Source organism: Pseudomonas sp. 2,4-D (assembly GCF_030418155.1).
GTDB classification, from domain to species: Bacteria; Pseudomonadota; Gammaproteobacteria; order Pseudomonadales; family Pseudomonadaceae; genus Aquipseudomonas; species Aquipseudomonas alloputida.
The window spans coordinates 1-16,735 of record NZ_JAUHUI010000069.1; the positions used below are offsets into that span (position 1 = coordinate 1).

Annotated in this window: 18 protein-coding genes; 5 read left to right on the forward strand and 13 right to left on the reverse strand. The window is 62.5% G+C overall.

All coding sequences use genetic code 11. The annotated features are described in order from the left end of the window. Positions 1 to 166: 166 nt before the first annotated feature. The 9 genes from QYE47_RS26585 to QYE47_RS26625 form a co-directional block, all read right to left on the reverse strand. On the reverse strand, positions 167 to 493 hold the full coding sequence (locus QYE47_RS26585; protein ID WP_003249095.1) for a DUF3392 domain-containing protein: 327 nt from the start codon (positions 491 to 493) through the stop codon (positions 167 to 169). 9 nt (positions 494 to 502) lie between these two features. After that, positions 503 to 1,678 carry a radical SAM family heme chaperone HemW gene (gene hemW / locus QYE47_RS26590; RefSeq protein ID WP_019439140.1) on the reverse strand — a complete coding sequence of 392 codons (1,176 nt, stop codon included), beginning with the start codon at positions 1,676 to 1,678 and terminating at the stop codon, positions 503 to 505. After that, a complete protein-coding gene (gene rdgB / locus QYE47_RS26595; protein ID WP_010955642.1) occupies positions 1,675 to 2,271 on the reverse strand; it encodes an RdgB/HAM1 family non-canonical purine NTP pyrophosphatase in 597 nt (198 codons plus the stop codon). The genes hemW and rdgB overlap by 4 nt, the downstream gene beginning before the upstream one ends. Continuing rightward, the gene (locus QYE47_RS26600; RefSeq protein ID WP_019439139.1) at positions 2,268 to 2,702 is read right to left on the reverse strand and encodes a DUF4426 domain-containing protein; all 435 of its coding nucleotides are present in this window, start codon (positions 2,700 to 2,702) and stop codon (positions 2,268 to 2,270) included. The genes rdgB and QYE47_RS26600 overlap by 4 nt, the downstream gene beginning before the upstream one ends. Positions 2,703 to 2,724: 22 nt before the next feature. Further along, on the reverse strand, positions 2,725 to 3,345 hold the full coding sequence (gene metW, locus QYE47_RS26605) for a methionine biosynthesis protein MetW (RefSeq protein ID WP_003249106.1): 621 nt from the start codon (positions 3,343 to 3,345) through the stop codon (positions 2,725 to 2,727). Between the two features lie 7 nt (positions 3,346 to 3,352). Continuing rightward, entirely contained in the window at positions 3,353 to 4,492 is a 1,140-nt protein-coding gene (locus tag QYE47_RS26610) for a homoserine O-acetyltransferase (protein WP_014592723.1), read from the reverse strand. A 99-nt stretch (positions 4,493 to 4,591) separates the two neighbouring features. Then, positions 4,592 to 5,182, reverse strand: a complete 591-nt coding sequence (locus tag QYE47_RS26615; protein ID WP_003249110.1) for a YggT family protein — start codon at positions 5,180 to 5,182, stop codon at positions 4,592 to 4,594. A 10-nt stretch (positions 5,183 to 5,192) separates the two neighbouring features. Beyond that, the gene (proC, locus tag QYE47_RS26620) at positions 5,193 to 6,011 is read right to left on the reverse strand and encodes a pyrroline-5-carboxylate reductase (protein ID WP_019439138.1); all 819 of its coding nucleotides are present in this window, start codon (positions 6,009 to 6,011) and stop codon (positions 5,193 to 5,195) included. Positions 6,012 to 6,049: 38 nt separating this feature from the next. Further along, positions 6,050 to 6,736 carry a YggS family pyridoxal phosphate-dependent enzyme gene (locus QYE47_RS26625; protein WP_019439137.1) on the reverse strand — a complete coding sequence of 229 codons (687 nt, stop codon included), beginning with the start codon at positions 6,734 to 6,736 and terminating at the stop codon, positions 6,050 to 6,052. A 65-nt stretch (positions 6,737 to 6,801) separates the two neighbouring features. On the opposite strand from QYE47_RS26625, the gene QYE47_RS26630 reads away from it, so the two are divergent. Then, positions 6,802 to 7,800: a type IV pilus twitching motility protein PilT gene (locus QYE47_RS26630; RefSeq protein WP_014592720.1), complete on the forward strand. Its 999-nt coding sequence runs from the start codon at positions 6,802 to 6,804 to the stop codon at positions 7,798 to 7,800. A gap of 116 nt (positions 7,801 to 7,916) precedes the next feature. Here the strand turns inward: QYE47_RS26630 and QYE47_RS26635 are convergent, their stop codons facing one another. Beyond that, positions 7,917 to 8,540, reverse strand: a complete 624-nt coding sequence (locus QYE47_RS26635) for a C40 family peptidase (protein WP_053867807.1) — start codon at positions 8,538 to 8,540, stop codon at positions 7,917 to 7,919. Positions 8,541 to 8,706: 166 nt separating this feature from the next. Between QYE47_RS26635 and QYE47_RS26640 the strand changes: the two genes are divergently transcribed. Continuing rightward, the gene (locus tag QYE47_RS26640; RefSeq protein WP_014592718.1) at positions 8,707 to 9,126 is read left to right on the forward strand and encodes a TM2 domain-containing protein; all 420 of its coding nucleotides are present in this window, start codon (positions 8,707 to 8,709) and stop codon (positions 9,124 to 9,126) included. 90 nt (positions 9,127 to 9,216) lie between these two features. On the opposite strand, the gene QYE47_RS26645 is transcribed toward QYE47_RS26640, so the two are convergent. The 3 genes from QYE47_RS26645 to QYE47_RS26655 all read right to left on the reverse strand — a co-directional run bounded on the left by QYE47_RS26645 (position 9,217) and on the right by QYE47_RS26655 (position 14,060). Next, positions 9,217 to 9,915: an SPOR domain-containing protein gene (locus tag QYE47_RS26645; protein WP_014592717.1), complete on the reverse strand. Its 699-nt coding sequence runs from the start codon at positions 9,913 to 9,915 to the stop codon at positions 9,217 to 9,219. A gap of 1 nt (position 9,916) precedes the next feature. Further along, positions 9,917 to 11,653, reverse strand: a complete 1,737-nt coding sequence (argS, locus tag QYE47_RS26650; protein WP_019439134.1) for an arginine--tRNA ligase — start codon at positions 11,651 to 11,653, stop codon at positions 9,917 to 9,919. A gap of 187 nt (positions 11,654 to 11,840) precedes the next feature. After that, positions 11,841 to 14,060, reverse strand: a complete 2,220-nt coding sequence (locus QYE47_RS26655; protein WP_301159704.1) for a primosomal protein N' — start codon at positions 14,058 to 14,060, stop codon at positions 11,841 to 11,843. A gap of 167 nt (positions 14,061 to 14,227) precedes the next feature. On the opposite strand from QYE47_RS26655, the gene rpmE reads away from it, so the two are divergent. The 3 genes from rpmE (at position 14,228) to QYE47_RS26670 (ending at position 16,713) form a co-directional block, all read left to right on the forward strand. Next, a complete protein-coding gene (rpmE, locus tag QYE47_RS26660; protein ID WP_003249127.1) occupies positions 14,228 to 14,443 on the forward strand; it encodes a 50S ribosomal protein L31 in 216 nt (71 codons plus the stop codon). 2 nt (positions 14,444 to 14,445) lie between these two features. Then, positions 14,446 to 15,267 (forward strand): thermonuclease family protein, encoded by an 822-nt coding sequence (locus tag QYE47_RS26665; protein ID WP_014592714.1) that lies wholly within the window; start codon positions 14,446 to 14,448, stop codon positions 15,265 to 15,267. Positions 15,268 to 15,444: 177 nt separating this feature from the next. After that, positions 15,445 to 16,713: a malic enzyme-like NAD(P)-binding protein gene (locus QYE47_RS26670; RefSeq protein ID WP_003249133.1), complete on the forward strand. Its 1,269-nt coding sequence runs from the start codon at positions 15,445 to 15,447 to the stop codon at positions 16,711 to 16,713. Positions 16,714 to 16,735: the final 22 nt, after the last annotated feature.

The window sequence follows — 16,735 nt, forward strand, 5'->3', positions numbered from 1 at the left end:
TGTGTAGGAGCGGGTTTACCCGCGAATACGGTGGCGGCGGCAACGGTGAACGGCGGGTGGAAATTGGCCAGCAGGGCCGGCCTCTTCGCGGGTAAACCCGCTCCTACAGGCGGCTGCGCAGGTCTTTCAAATGTTGAGCAAGACAGTTGACCCAGGGGCCATTAGCTCAGCCGCGGCGATCCGCCACCACGCCAATCAACACCAGCACCACCAGCAACACAGGTGCCAGCGCATAGTTGTTGAACTGGCTCAGGCCTTTCACCACCCATGGCGTGGCATAGATCAGCGCAGCACCGCTGCCGATCATCACCATCAGCGCCATGAACGGCACGCGCAGGGCGCCGGCGAGGCCGCCCAGGCGTTGCTCGGCCCAGGCTTTGACATCGGTGCCGAACAGCACCAGCAGGCAGCCTACCAAGGCCAGTGAAATCTCCGACAGGTTGCTGCGGCTCCAGCGGGAAACCGTCGCGAGCAGATCAAGTACCAGATCCATGGGTCATCCTTAGGTCAAGAAATACTGCAGCAGGTCATTGAGGAACAACTGGCCCCTTGGGGTGGCCACCAGTCGATCCGGTTCGACCTGCAAAAGGCCTTTTTGTTCGGCGGCACGGCGTGCTTCCTGCAGCTGTGACAGTGGTAAGCCGGTGCGCTGGGTGAACAGTTCGGCTTCCACGCCATCGGTCAGGCGCAGGGCGTTCATCAGGAACTCGAACGGCAGTTCATCGACTGGCAGCAGCTTCTCGCCGGCCCTGAACGGCTTGGCCAGGTTCAGGTAGTCCTTGGGCAGGCGGGTCTTCCAGGTACGCAGAATGCGCCCGTCGGCGAAGGTGAGCTTGCCGTGGGCGCCGGCACCAATGCCGATGAAGTCGCCGAAGCGCCAGTAGTTGAGGTTGTGCTGGGCGGCGCGGCCTGCCTGGGCGTAGGCCGATACCTCGTACTGGCGGTAGCCGTGCTCGGCCATCAGCGCTTGGCCGGCTTCCTGAATATCCCAGAGGATGTCGTCTTCGGGCAGCTCTGGCGGCTGGTTCCAGAACACCGTGTTCGGTTCCACGGTCAGCTGATACCACGACAGGTGGGTCGGCCCCAGATCGATGGCCTGGCGCAGGTCACCCAGCGCGTCGTCCAGCGACTGGTCGGGCAGGCCGTGCATCAGGTCCATGTTGAAATTGTCGAAACCGGCCGCGCGCGCCATGCCGGCGGCTCGAACCGCTTCGTCGCCATTGTGGATGCGCCCCAGAGCTTCCAGCTTGGCTGGCTGGAAGCTCTGCACACCGATAGAAAGACGATTGATGCCGGTCTGCCGGTAGGCCTTGAACTTGTCCTGCTCGAAGGTGCCCGGGTTGGCTTCCAGGGTAATTTCGATGTCTGGCGCAAACGGAATACGTTGCTCTACGCCACGCAGTAGCCGGCCAAGGGCGCTGGCACTGAACAGGCTTGGCGTACCGCCACCGAAGAAGATCGAGCTGATCGGGCGGCCTTGTACGGCAGCCAGTTCCTGGTCGAGGTCGTCGAGCAGGGCTGTGACGTAGGCATCTTCCGGTAGCTCAGGCCCGGCAGCGTGGGAGTTGAAGTCGCAATAAGGGCATTTGCGTACGCACCACGGAATGTGGATGTACAGCGCCAGCGGCGGCAGGCTGCTAAAGCCTGCCGCGCCGGGGGGCGACAGCATTTCGATCATGCCAGGCCCAGACGTTTGCGCAGCAGGGCCATGGCACGGGCGCGGTGGCTGAGCTGGTTCTTGTCTGCTGGGGCTAGATCGGCGCTGGAGCAGTTGCGCTCCGGTACCCAGAACAGCGGGTCGTAGCCAAAGCCCTGGTCGCCGCTGGCCTCGAACAGGATGCGCCCGTGCCACAGGCCTTCGCACAGGATCGGCAACGGGTCGTCGGCGTGGCGCACCAGCGCCAGAACGCAGACGAACTGTGCACTGCGCTCAGCTTCAGGCACGTCTTTCAAGGCCTCGAGCAGCTTGGCGTTGTTTGCCGCGTCACCTTTGCCATCGGCATAGCGCGCCGAGTAGATGCCCGGCGCGCCGCCGAGGAAGTCCACCGCCAGGCCAGAGTCATCGGCCAAGGCCGGCAGGCCGGAAATGCGGGCGGCATTGCGCGCCTTGAGGATGGCGTTCTCGACGAACGACAGGCCGGTTTCTTCCGGCTCCACCTGGCTGAACTCACCAATCGAGTGCAGCTGCACGGAATGGCCGAGCATGGCCTGGAGTTCCTTGAGTTTGCCGGCGTTGTGGCTGGCCAATACGAGTTGCTGGAAATTCATCATTCGCCTGGGAACACTTCCTGGTTGAAGCGGAGAGAGTTGCTGATGCCGCCGGTTTCGATGTTGAGGTCGAAGGTGACGGTTTCTGGCTGGTCGATCTTGAACTGGGCGATGTAGTACACCGCGCCCTGTTCGGTAATCTGCTTGAACGACAGCGGGCTGCTGCGCCCGGTCAGGTCCTTGATCGTGCCGCTGATCACCGCCGTGGCAGGTTTGCTGGCCTTGAGGACGGTAATGTTGAGCACGCCCTGGTTCTTGCTGCGAACCAGGCCGGTGGCCGCGGCCACCTCGGGTGTGAGCATGCTCGAGGTGAATGCGCTGTAGTGCACCGTCACGTCGCCAAATACCTCCTTGCGCTCGGGGCGTGCGGCATCGGCAGCCAGTACTGGCAGGGCCAGGCACAGGCTGATCAGGAACAGGGCTAGGCGACGCATGGGGCGATTCCTCCGGTGGGCGTCAGACCGCGAGCTGGTGCTCTTGCAGGCCCGGACTGCTGACGCGGTAGATGCCGATCTCACCTAGAAGATTAGGCCATAGCCGGCCACCCCACCCGTTGCGGTGCAAGTGGTCGACCGCCAGGCGGTCGAGTACCTTGGCTCGGCGTTCATGCACAAGTTCTTCGAAGTCGGCGAAGGTGCAGAAGTGGATGTTCGGCGTGTTGTACCAGGTATACGGCATGAAGTCCGATACCGGCATGCGGCCTTTGGTCGCCAGGTACCAGCGGCAGCGCCAGTGGCCGAAGTTGGGGAAGGTGATGATGCACTGACGGCCCACTCGCAGCATTTCGTCGAGGATGCGGTCGGGGTATTCCACGGCCTGCAGGGCTTGGGTCATGATCACCACGTCGAAGCTGTTGCTGGCGAAGTTGCCCAGGCCTTTGTCCAGGTCTTGTTCGATGACGTTGACGCCCTTGGCCACGCAGGCGGCGATATTGTCGGCGTCGATTTCCAGGCCATAGCCGGTGACCTGTTTGCGGTCACGCAGCGAGGCCAGCAGTTCGCCGCTACCGCAGCCCAGGTCGAGTACCCGGCTGCCGGCGGGGATCCAGTCGTGGATGATTTCCAGATCGGCTCTCATGCTGTCCTCAGATGGCAATGCGGTTCATGTAGTTCGAGAAACCCTGCATGTAGCGAGGTGTGGGGATCAGGAAGGCATCGTGCCCGTAGGGCGAATCGATCTCCAGGTAGCAGACGTTCTTGCGCGCGGCCATCAGCGCATCGACGATCTCGCGCGAACGGGCCGGAGAGAAGCGCCAGTCGGTGGTGAACGACATGATGCAGTAGTCTGCCTTGACGTGGGCCAGGGTGGCGGCCAGATCACCACCGTGCGTGGCGGCCGGGTCGAAATAGTCCAGTGCCTTGGTCATCAGCAGGTAGGTGTTGGCGTCGAAACGGCCGGAAAACTCCTCGCCCTGATAGCGTAGGTAGCTTTCGACCTGGAACTCGACGCTGTGGAAGTCGTAGTTGAGCTTGTCGCTTTTCAGCTCTCGGCCGAATTTTTCACCCATCGAATCATCGGACAGATAGGTAATGTGGCCGACCATGCGTGCCAGCATCAGGCCGCGCTTGGGGATCACGCCCTGGTCCTGGAACGAGCCGCCATGGAACTCAGGGTCGGTGAGAATGGCCTGGCGCGCCACCTCGTTGAAGGCGATGTTCTGCGCCGACAGCTTGGGCGCCGAGGCAATGTCGACGCAATGACGCACACGCTCGGGGTAGCTGATGGTCCATTGCAGTGCCTGCATGCCGCCAAGGCTGCCGCCGACGACAGCGGCCCATTGCTGGATGCCCAGGCGCTCGCCCAGGCGCACCTGGCTGTGTACCCAGTCCTCTACGGTCAGTACAGGGAAGTCGGCGCCATACGGTTTGCCGGTGGCAGGGTTGACGCTGCTGGGGCCGGTGCTGCCGTTGCAGCCGCCGAGGTTGTTCAGGCTGACCACGAAGAAGCGGTTGGTATCGATCGGCTTGCCGGGGCCGATGCAGCTGTCCCACCAGCCCGGCTTGCGGTCGGTGGCGGCATGGTAGCCAGCGGCATGGTGGTGGCCGGACAGGGCATGGCAGATCAGCACGGCGTTGCTCGCGCTGGCGTTCAGGGTGCCATAGGTCTCGTAGACCAGTTCGTAACTGGCCAGTGAACGGCCACAGGCCAGTGCCAGCGGTTCATCGAACCGGGCGGTTTGCGGTACTACCAGACCGACGGAATCTTCGGGAAAGACAGTTGACATCGACCCTGCTCACGCTTGACGGAGGCGTAAGTCTAAAGAGCGCTACCCCCAGCGGCAAGCAAAGGCTTGCGACTGGGGGTACGCTGGCTCTGGCGAGCCTCAGATCATTCGCCACAGCTCTTGAGGCATGCCAGCGTAGGCGGCCAGCGGGGGCATGACAAACGACTGGACCACCTGGATCGCCAGGAAGGCGAAGATCGGCGAGATGTCCATGCCACCGAGATTTGGCACCAGGCGGCGGAACGGCGCCAGCACTGGCTCGCTGATCTGGTAGGCCAGTTCGGCCGCCGGGTTGTGGCTGTTGGGTGCAACCCAGGAAACGATCACCATGACGATCATCGCCACCCAGAAAATCTTCAGGAACAGCGAGGTGATGCCGATGATCGCCCACATCAGCAGGTGCAGGACGTCGCCGAAGGTACCGTAGGTGACCATCAGCACGAAGCCCATCAGCAAGGCCTGGATGACCACCGCCAGCAGTAGCGACGAGGTATCCAGCCCGCCAACGCTAGGGATGATCCGGCGGATCGGCTTGAGCAGCGGTTGGGTGGCACGAACGGCGAACTGGCACAGCGGGTTGTAGAAGTTGGCCTTGACCAGTTGCAGCACGAAGCGCAGCAGGACGATTACCAGGTAAAGGCTGACCAGGGTTTGCACCACGAAAATCGCGGCGCCTGATAGTGCATTCATCTAAGGCTCCTTATTTGCCCAGTTGTTCGGCCAGCTCGGCAGAGCGCGTGGCTGCAGCCTGCAGCGCCTGCTCGACGATGGCTTCGAAGCCGCTGGCCTGGAACGACTTGATCGCCGCTTCCGTGGTGCCGGCGGGCGAAGTGACGCGGCGGCGCAGTTCGGCGGCATCGACATCGCTTGCAACTGCCATGTGTGCGGCGCCCAGGGCCGTCTGCAAGGTCAGTTGGGAGGCCGTTTCACGTGGCAGGCCGAGTTTTTCGCCTGCTGCGGTCATGGCCTCGATCAGCAGGAAGAAGTACGCCGGGCCACTGCCGGACACAGCTGTCACGGCGTCCAATTGCTGTTCCTGCTCCAGCCACAGGGCGGTGCCCACGGCCGACAGCAGTTGTTCGGCCTGCTGACGCTGTTCGCCGGACACTTCAGCGGTGGCGTACAGGCCGCTTACGCCTTGGCGCAGCAATGCCGGGGTGTTGGGCATGCAGCGCACCACCGGGCGAGCGCCCACCCAGCTTTGCAGGCTGGCGCACGTGATGCCGGCGGCGATTGAAACGATCAGTTGGCCATCCTGCAGGTTGGGTTGCAGTGCCTGACATACGGTTTTCATGACTTGTGGCTTGACCGCCAGCACGATGACGTCAGCGCCATCGATGGCCTGGGCGTTGTCCTCGAAGGCTTCAATGCCGTGCTCGGCCTGGATGCGACTGCGGGTCTCGGCGCCCGGGTCGCTGGCGCGGATCTGCGAGGCGTCCAGGCCCTGGGCACGCAGACCACCGATCAGGCTGGCGGCCATGTTGCCGGCGCCGATAAAGGCAATACGTGTCTTGCTCATGTCAGGTCCTTGTGGAAAAGAGTGAGTGAAGCATGGAATCAGGTGTTGCCGTAGTCGCGGGCTCCGAACAGGGCCGTGCCAATTCGTACCCACGTCGCGCCCTGGGCGATAGCCGCTTCCAGGTCGTGGCTCATGCCCATGGACAGGGTGTCCAGGCCAAACCCCAGGCCTTCCTGCAACTTGCGCAGGCTGGCGAAGGCGGCCTCCTGGGTGGCGCGGTCTTCGGTGGGTTCCGGGATTGCCATCAGCCCGCGCAGGCGCAGGTTGGGCAGTGCGGCTACGGCTTTGGCCAACGCGGGTAGGTCGGCCGGGGTGCAGCCGGATTTACTGTCTTCGCCGCTGACGTTCACCTGCAGGCAGATGTTCAGCGGCGCCAGCCCGGCAGGGCGTTGTTCCGACAGGCGTTGGGCAATTTTCAGGCGGTCCACGGAATGTACCCAGTCGAAATGCTCGGCGATGGCTTTGGTCTTGTTCGACTGAATGGGGCCGATGAAGTGCCAGATCAAGGGCAAGTCGCTGAGGGCCTGCTGCTTTGTCAGTGCTTCCTGTAGGTAATTTTCCCCGAAGTCGTGCACACCGGCGGCATGGATCTCGCGGATAGCGCTGGCAGGCTTGGTCTTGCTCACGGCCAGCAACTGGACGCTGGCCGGATCACGCCCGACTGCCTGGGCAGCACTGGCGATACGGGCGGAAATCGCGGAAAGGTTGTCTGCTAGGGTGGACATGGATCGATGCCGGCAGCTGTAGGGTCTGCGGCATTCTACCTGCTTGAAGGCCTTTGGGGAGTCTCATGGATGTGACCGACCTGTTGGCCCGAGCTGTGGATGCGGGGGCTTCAGACCTGCACCTGGCGACGGGCCAGATTCCGATGCTGCGCCTGGATGGCGAGTTGCAGCGTATGGGCTTGCCGCCCTTGAGCCAGGGGGCCTTGATCGAGGGCATGGCGAGCGTGCTGGATGACGACCAGCGCCGGCAGTGGGCCCAAGACGATGAAATGGACCTTGCGCTGGAATTGCCGGCGCTTGGGCGCTTTCGGCTGAACCTGTTTCGCCAGTTGAATGGCCCGTCGGTTACCTTTCGGTTGATTCCGGGGCGCATTGCGACGGTGAGTGAGCTGGACCTTGTGGATGTGTTTCAATCTGTTGCGCAATGCCGAGATGGTTTGATCCTCGTGGGCGGGCCGACCGGCAGTGGCAAGTCCAGTACCCTGGCAACGCTGCTCGACCAGCTGAACCGCGAGCGGGCACTGCACATCATTACCCTGGAGGACCCTGTCGAAGTCATCCATGCCAGCCAGCGCAGCCTGGTCAACCAGCGTGAGATGGGGCGCCATAGTCGCGGCTTTGCTCAGGGGCTGCGCAGTGCGCTGCGCCAGGACCCGGACGTGATCATGATCGGCGAGTTGCGCGACCTGGAAACCATTCGCCTGGCCCTGCGCGCGGCCGAAACCGGGCACCTGGTGCTGGCAACCGTGCACGCGCGTTCGGCGACCAGCTGCATCGACAGGTTGGTGGAGGTTTTTGCTGCCGAGGAAAAGCCGTTGGTGCGGGCGATGCTGGCCGAGTCGCTGCGCCTGGTGGTCACGCAGGTGCTGGTCAGGCGCGTGGGGGGTGGGCGGGTGGCTGCGCGGGAAGTGCTGGTGGCGACGCCGGCGGTGCGTAACCTGGTTCGGGAGGGGCGGTTGGCGCAGTTGTCTTCGGTGATGCAGGGCGGGGCAGCGGAGGGGATGCGGACGATGGAGGGGGCGTTGCGGAGGCTGAGGGAGCGAGGGCTGATCAAAGGCTTGTAGTACCTGCAAAGGCCCTTTCGCGGGCGCGCCCGCTGCCACGCTGCCCGCGAGAGCGACGCGGTACCTGTGGGAGCGGGCGTGCGCGAAGGGGCCGGTACCGGATAGCGCCGATCAGATTAACGCTTGGCCAGACTCAGCTGCTGCTCTTTCGGCAGCACCCGCTTGGCCACCACGTAGTGCTTCTGCCAGTAAGGCTTGCTCAAGGTGTCGATACTCACCCGCTTGCCACGGCGTGGAGCGTGGATGAAGCGGTCGTTACCCAGGTAGATGGCTACGTGATTGACCCGACGGCTCTTGATGTTGAAGAAGATCAGGTCGCCAGGCTTCAGATCACCCTTGGCCACCTTCACTCCGTGGCCCTGGGCCATGGCATTGGAGGTGCGCGGCAGGTCGACGTCGGCGACGTCGTTGAAGGCGTATTTGACCAGCCCGCTGCAGTCAAAGCCTTTTTTCGGGCTGCTGCCGCCCCAAACATAAGGAGTACCGAGCACATTTACCGCACGGCTGAGCACATCGCTGCTTTGCTTTGGCGACATGGCGGCGACATTCGCACCGCGGCTGATGGCGGTATTGCTTGGGCGGGCGCGTAGCGCAGTCTGTTTGACTGGTGCGCGTTTCACCGAGGCGTTGGTCGTGTAGCCGGTGAAACCATTGGGAAGACGTTGCTCACGATTGGTGGCGTGGGCGGCCAGGGGCAATAATAGGCAGAGGGTCAGCCATGTCTTGATCAAAGGCGGCATAGATGAAGCTCTTATGAATAGTTATGTGTTGGGCGCGCAACTTTATAACAGCTTTTTGATCAGTTATTGATCCGTTGGTCGATTGCCCAGGTGCCGTATGTCGGCTTGCGACGAGAAAGTCACATTTTTTCTTAGAAAATTTTCGGATAACCCACAGGGGCTATGAATGAACAGTTATCAACAGGGGGCGCCCTTTCACGACACCCACAGCAAAACCATTGGCTACCTGCTGTGGATTTTCGGCTTCACCGGTTCCCATCGTTTCTATTACGGCAGGCCGATTACCGGGACCATCTGGTTCTTCACCTTGGGCTTGCTGGGCATTGGTTGGTTGATCGACCTGTTCCTGATCCCGTCCATGGACCGTGAAGCCGACCTGAGGTTTCAATCGGGGCGTATCGACTACAACATCGCCTGGATTCTGCTGACCTTCCTGGGGGTGTTTGGCCTGCACCGGCTGTATCAGGGCAAGTGGATCACCGCGATCATCTACTTCTTTACCGGCGGATTGTTCCTGGTGGGGGTGCTGTATGACTTCTGGACGCTGAACAGCCAGGTGTCCGAAAGGAATGCGGGGCGGGGTTGACGGTAGTGGGGCTGCTTTACAGCCCCTTAACGGGTAATGCTGTCCATATAAAGAAGGCCTTGTCGCACCGCTGCGGCAAGGCCTTCTTCGTTACTGACGGGTCTGCCGCTGTTGCAGCAACAGGTTGCTGAACCCGGCCCCAGCCAGCTGCTTCTGTGCCCCGGTCAACTGCTCGCGGTTGCTGAACGGCCCGACCAGCACGCGGTACCAGGTTTCTTCCTTGACCGTGCCTGACTCCACTTTCACAGACTGGCCCAGCAGGATGATCTGTGCCCGTACCTTGTCGGCATCGGCCTGCTTGCGGAACGAGCCGGCCTGAAGGAAGTACTGCGTGGTCGCCGCCGGCTTGATCACGGGTGGTGGCGGTGGCGGGGTCTGGCCGAGCAACGCTGCCTGGGCCCTTGCCGTGTCGATTTTCGCCGCTTCTGCTGGTGTCACCGGGGTTACCGGCTGGGCCGGCACCGGTGGGGTTTTCTCCGGTACGGCTTCCGGCGGCACGATCACCTCAGACTCCGGCAGCAGGGTGTAGAAGTCATACTTCGGCTTCACCGGCTGTTGCGCAGTAGCTTGCGCGGGCTTGCCGGCTTCGGCCGCTTTCGCCGGCTTCTCCTGCTCGGGCTTGGTGCGCTTGATGTCATCGCCACCGGGTTCGAGCTTCATCAGGAACACGATGAACGCGCCTACGGTCAGGCCGACCGCCAGCCATACCCAGCCGGGGATCGGCTGTTTGGCCGGTGCCGTCTGGCGGCTGGCGCCGCGTTTCGGGGCAGGTTTTTTCTTGGCAGCCAACTTACATGCGCTCCAGGGTTTCCAGGCCGAGCAGTTCCAGACCTTGTTTGAGGGTGCGGCCAGTCAGGGCGGCCAGGCGCAGCCGGCTCTGCTGCTGCGAAGGGGTTTCGGCGGCGAGGATCGGGCAGTTCTCGTAGAAGCTGGAGAACAGGCCGGCCAAGTCGTACAGGTAGCTGCACAGCACGTGCGGCGTGCCTTTTTCGGCGACGTTGTTGAGGATTTCGCCAAACTGCGCCAGGCGCGCGGCCAAGTCCTGCTCGTGGGCAGCTTGCAGCACGATTTTGCCGTCGACTTCGTCAAAGCCTTTGCCCAGCTTGCGGAACACGCCGGCTACGCGGGTGTAAGCGTACAGCAGGTAAGGCGCGGTGTTGCCTTCGAAGTTGAGCATCAGTTCGAAGTTGAAGCTGTAGTCGCTGGTGCGGTGCTTGGACAGGTCGGCGTATTTCACCGCGCCAATGCCCACCACCTCGCCGATGTGGCGCAGTTCGTCGTCTGCCAGGCTCGGGTTCTTTTCCTTGACCAGCGCGTAGGCGCGCTCCTTGGCCTCGGTGAGCAGGTCGATCAGCTTCACGGTGCCGCCGTCACGGGTCTTGAACGGGCGGCCGTCGGCGCCGTTCATGGTGCCGAAGCCCATGTGCTCCATTTGCATCGGGTGGCCGACGAAGCCAGCGCGGCGGGCCACTTCGAACACCTGATTGAAGTGCAGGGCCTGGCGCTGGTCGACAAAGTACAGAGCGCGGTCAGCCTTCAACACGTTGCTGCGGTAACGCACGGCAGCCAGGTCGGTGGTGGCGTACAGATAGCCGCCGTCAGCCTTCTGCACGATCACCGGCAGGGGGTCGCCTTCGCTGTTCTTGAACTCGTCGAGGAACACGCATTGGGCGCCCTGGTCTTCGACCAGCAGGCCCTTGGCCTTGAGGTCGGCCACCACGTTGGCCAAGTCGTCGTTGTAGGCACTTTCGCCCATCACGTCGGCCATGGTCAGCTTGACGTTGAGCAGCTCGTAGGTCTTCTGGCAGTGTGACAGCGAGATGTCCTTGAAGCGTGTCCAAAGGGCCAGGCACTCGGGGTCACCGGCTTGCAGCTTGACCACCAGGCCGCGGGCGCGAGTGGCGAACTCCTCCGATTCATCGAAGCGTTTCTTCGCCGCGCGGTAGAAGTTTTCCAGGTCCGACAGCTCGTCGCTGGTGATCGGGTTTTCCTGCAGGTAGGCCATCAGCATGCCGAACTGGGTACCCCAGTCGCCGACGTGGTTCTGGCGGATGACGTTGTCGCCCAGGAACTCCAGCACGCGCGCAACGCTGTCGCCGATGATGGTCGAGCGCAGGTGGCCGACGTGCATTTCCTTGGCCAGGTTGGGTGCCGACATGTCGATCACCACCTTTTGCGCCGGGCCGGCTTTGCGTGCACCCAGGTGGGCGTCGGCCAGGGCGGCATCCAGGCGATTGGCCAGGGCGTCGGTGTTCTGGAAGAAGTTAAGGAAGCCGGGGCCTGCAATCTCCACCTTGCTGATGTCGGCGCTGGCCGGCAGGGCGTTGATCAGTTTTTCGGCGAGGTCGCGCGGCTTCATGCCGGCCGGCTTGGCCAGCATCATGGCGATGTTGCTGGCGAAGTCGCCGTGGGTCTTGTCCCGGGCGTTTTCCACCTGGATCGCCGGCGACAGCCCTTCAGGCAGCACACCGTCGGTGACGAGTTGGGTGAGGGCTTGCTGGATCAGCTGGCGAATGGTGTCTTTCATGGGGATCTCTTTTCGACCGCAAGCGCGGTGAGCGCCTGGATGCGCAGGTGGAAAAACTGGGCATTATCCGTTGCCGGGAGCAGGTTGCCAACCTTTGGGCGGCAAGCTGGGGGCCACAAGCGGCAAGAAAAAGCGGCATCGCACCCGCCCGGCGCTTGCTTACGGCTGGTCACTCGCAGCTTGTAGATCAATACAGGTCTACCGGGTCGACATCCAGCGACCAGCGCACCTGGCGCCCGCTCGGCAACTGTTCCAACACTAGCAACCAGGCGCTGATCAGTCGATGCAACGGCGCCCGGGTATTGGCCTGTATCAACAATTGTGCGCGGAATCGTCCGGCGCGGCGCTCCATGGGCGCCGGTACCGGGCCCAGCAGTTCGATGCCCGGCAGGTGCTGTTCGGCCACCAGGCGCTCGGCGGCGGCACAGGCTTCGTCGAGGAAACCTTCGGCCTGCCCCGGCTTGTGTGCTTCGGCACGCAGCAAGGCCAGATGCGAGTAGGGCGGCAGCCCGGCGGCTCGGCGTTCGTCCAGGGCCTGTTCGGCGAAGGCGAAGTAGCCTTGCTCGGTTAGTTGGACCAGCAGTGGGTGGTCGGCCAGATGGGTCTGAATGATGACCTTGCCGGGCTCTTCGGCCCGCCCGGCCCGCCCGGCCACCTGTACGATAAGTTGTGCCATGCGTTCGCTGGCGCGGAAGTCGCCGGAAAACAGCCCGCCATCGGCATCAAGGATGGCCACCAGGGTCACCCGCGGGAAGTGGTGGCCCTTGGCGAGCATCTGGGTGCCGACGAGGATGCTCGGCTGGCCGCGCTGGATAGTGCTGAACAGGTTGTGCATGGCGTCCTTGCGCGCCGTGCTGTCGCGGTCCACGCGCAGGATCGGGTAATCCGGGAACAGCACCTTCAGGCGCTCTTCGGCGCGCTCGGTACCGGCACCGACCGGGCGCAGGTCGACGTGGTTGCATTGCGGGCACTGGTGCGGCAGGCGTTCGTCATAGCCACAGTGGTGGCAGCGCAGCACGCCGGAGCGCTGGTGCACGGTCATGCGCGCATCGCAGCGTGGGCATTCGGACAGCCAGCCGCAATCGTGGCACAGCAAGGTTGGGGCAAAGCCGCGGCGGTTGAGGAACACCAGCACTTGTTGGCCAGCCTCCAGGGTCTGTCGGATAGCCTGCTGCAGCGGGCCGCTGATGCCGCTGTCCAGTGGCAGGCTCTTCACATCAAGGCGCAGCATGCGCGGCGGGCGTGCCCCTCCGGCGCGTTGGTTCATACGCAGCAGGCGGTAGCGGCCGGTCAGGGCGTTATGCAGGGTTTCCAGCGACGGTGTGGCGGAGCCGAGCAGGATCGGGATGTTTTCCTGGTGAGCGCGGACCAGCGCCAGGTCGCGGGCGTGGTACCGCAGGCCTTCCTGCTGTTTATAGGAGCCGTCGTGCTCTTCGTCGATGATGATCAGGCCGGGGTTTTTCATCGGCGTGAACAATGCCGAGCGGGTGCCGATGATGATATCGGCCTCGCCGTTCCGTGCCGCCAGCCAGGCATCCAGGCGTTCGCGGTCGTTCACCGCAGAGTGCAGCAGGGCAATGCGCGCGTTGAAGCGTTGCTCGAAGCGGGCCAGGGTTTGCGGGCCGAGGTTGATCTCCGGGATCAGCACCAGCGCCTGCTTGCCGGCTTCCAGGGTTTCGCGGATCAGTTGCAGGTAGACCTCGGTCTTGCCACTGCCGGTGACGCCGGCCAGCAAGAACGCGCCGAAACCGCCAAAACCCTCGCACACGGCGTCGAAGGCTTCGCGTTGCTCTTCGTTGAGCGGCAGTTCCGGCTGTGCCAGCCAGTGCTCATGACGTAGTGCCGGCAAGTGGCGGCGCGTCTCGATCTGTACCAGGTCCTTGGCCAGCAGCAGGTCGAGGCTGTCCTTGTTCAGGTTGAGTTTGGCCAGCAGGCTGTGGGCCACGCCGTGCGGGTGCTGAGCCAGGGTTTTGAGTGCGTCGCGCTGGCGCGGCGCGCGGGCGATGCGCGGGTCTTCCAGGCGGGCGCCAGGGGCTATGTGCCAGAAGCGTTCCTGGCGCATTTCGGCGGCTTCGCCCTGGCGCAGTAGCGTGGGCAGCGCCCAGCTCAGGGTATCGCCCAGGCTGTGCTGGTAGTACTGGGCGGTCCACAGGCACAGCTTGAACAGCGACGCGGGGATGGGGGACACCGGGTCGAGCAGGGCGCTGGCAGGCTTCAGTTTGTCGGCGGGCACTTCGCTCTGCGTGCACACCTCTATCAGCACGCCGATCATTTCGCGGCGGCCAAAGGGCACGCGGATGCGCATGCCAGGGGTCAAGGTCTGGCGCGCCATGCTCGCCGGCGCCTTGTAGTCGAACAGGCGCCGCAGCGGAGAGGGCAGGGCAAGGCGCAGGATGACGTCGGACACGCGGAAAGTCTCGGAGGGCGTTACAAGGACTGGCGAGCCTAGCAGACGACGGTCGGTGCAAGCGACATCTTGCGCTGACGGTGTGCTCTGGTATTATTCGCCGCCTAATTACGTGCGGTATTCAACAATTGGTGTTGGGTGGCGGCACGCAGCTCGAGGAAGTGACCATGAAAGAAGGTATCCACCCGAACTACGAAGTAGTTGCAGTCACCTGCAGCTGCGGTAACAAGTTCGAAACTCGTTCGACCCTGGGCAACGTCCTGTCGATCGACGTTTGCAACCTGTGCCACCCGTTCTACACCGGTAAGCAGAAAGTTCTGGACACCGGTGGTCGCGTACAGAAGTTCGCCGATCGCTTCGGCATGTTCGGTGCCAAGAAGTAATCATGCGCATGGCGAATCCTTCGGGTTTCGCATTGTTGCTGAAGAAGGCGTCCCTTGTGGGCGCCTTTTTTGTGGGCGTTATCTGGCATTTCCCGGTCCTGGCGTTCTGCCCACTGCCGGATAAGCCCCAATGGGTAGCGGTACGACAGGTGGTTGATGGCGACACCTTGCGTCTGGTCGATGGCCGCAGTGTGCGGCTGATCGGTATCAATGCCCCGGAAATGGGTCGCAAGGGACGTACCAGTGAGCCCTATGCCGAAGCTGCCAGGCGGCGATTGCAGGCCTTGGTCAAGGCCAATGATGATCGCGTCGGGCTGGTGCCTGGTATTGAAGGTAAAGACAAGTACGGTCGCACACTGGCGCACATCTACAGCCGCAATGGCGACAATCTGGAAGCGCAATTGCTTAGCGAGGGCTTGGGCTACCGCGTGGCTATTGCCCCTAATGTACGTCTCAGCGGTTGCCAGCAGCGTGCCGAACAAGCTGCGCGCCAGGCTGGCGTTGGCCTGTGGCGGCATTCGCCCGTAGTGGCTGCAGGCAATGTCAGGCAGTCAGGTTTCGCTGTTGTGCGTGGTCGTATCGAAGGTATCGAGCGAAATCGTGGTGGGGTCTGGCTGCCACTGGGCAGTACCCTGGTGCTGCAGGTTCCCGCTCGTCTGCAGCGCAACTTCCCCGCCAGCTTCTTCGATAACCTCAAGGGACGCCAGGTCGAAGCGCGCGGCTGGGTGCTGGATCGTTCCCGCAGGGGTGGCCTCAAGCCCGGGCAGCGACGCTGGGTGTTGCCATTGACCGACCCGAGCATGTTGGAGCGCATTTCAGGCTAAAAGATGTAGACATTTCGCTACTAGATTGTACACACTGTTGGTCGTATGCCCCGTGGGTTGTAGCGTAAAGTCGTAGGCTAAAGGCCTTGACACAAGTGACCGGCCAGTCTTGTGGCTCCCCGGCTCTTTGCGTATCCTCGGCGGTCCGTCAGAACAGTAAATAGCGGAATGCCCACCATGTCAGACCTGAAAACCGCCGCTCTCGAATATCACGCTCAACCTCGTCCGGGGAAACTGAGCGTTGAACTCTCCAAGCCCACTGCCACCGCCCGTGACCTCGCCCTGGCCTACAGCCCAGGTGTTGCAGAGCCGGTGCGCGAAATTGGCCGTGATCCAGAGCTGGCTTACAAATACACCGGCAAAGGCAACCTGGTTGCGGTGATTTCCGATGGCACTGCCATCCTCGGTCTGGGTGACCTCGGCCCACTGGCTTCCAAGCCGGTCATGGAAGGCAAGGGTGTTCTGTTCAAGCGTTTCGCCGGTATCGATGTGTTCGACATCGAAGTCGAATCGGAAAGCCCGCAAGCGTTCATCGACACCGTTCGCCGCATTTCGATCACCTTCGGTGGCATCAACCTTGAAGACATCAAGGCTCCTGAGTGCTTTGAGATCGAACGTACCCTGATCGAACAGTGCGACATCCCGGTGTTCCACGATGACCAGCACGGTACTGCCATCGTGACTGCCGCCGGCATGATCAACGCCCTGGAAATCGCTGGCAAGAAACTGGAAGACGCCAAGATCGTCTGCCTGGGCGCCGGCGCTGCTGCCATTTCCTGCATGAAGCTGCTGGTAAGCATGGGTGCGAAGGTCGAGAACATCTTCATGATCGACCGTAGTGGCGTGATCCACGCTGGCCGTGACGACCTGAACCAGTACAAGGCGCAGTTCGCCCACGCCACCGACAAGCGCACCCTGGCCGACGCCCTTGACGGTGCCGACGTATTCGTAGGTCTGTCTGGCCCGAACCTGCTGAGCCCGGAAGGCCTGAAGTCGATGGCTGCCAACCCGATCGTGTTCGCTTGCTCGAACCCGGACCCGGAAATCTCGCCAGAGCTGGCGCATGCCACTCGCAACGACGTGATCATGGCTACTGGTCGTTCCGACTACCCGAACCAGGTCAACAACGTACTGGGCTTCCCGTTCATCTTCCGTGGTGCTCTGGACGTTCGCGCCAAGCGTATCAACGAAGAAATGAAGATCGCTGCCGCTATCGCCCTGAAAGACCTGGCCAAGCTGCCAGTGCCTAAGGAAGTTTGCGAAGCCTATGGTGTTGAAGGCCTGGAGTTCGGCCGTGAGTACATCATTCCGAAGCCGCTGGATGCACGCTTGATCACCGTCGTTTCCGATGCTGTGGCCAAGGCTGCCATCGAATCCGGCGTGGCTACCCTGCCTTATCCGAAGCACTACCCGCTGACCAGCGTGGATGAAGTGTTCAACGGCTGATTGCCACAAGCGACATAAAAAG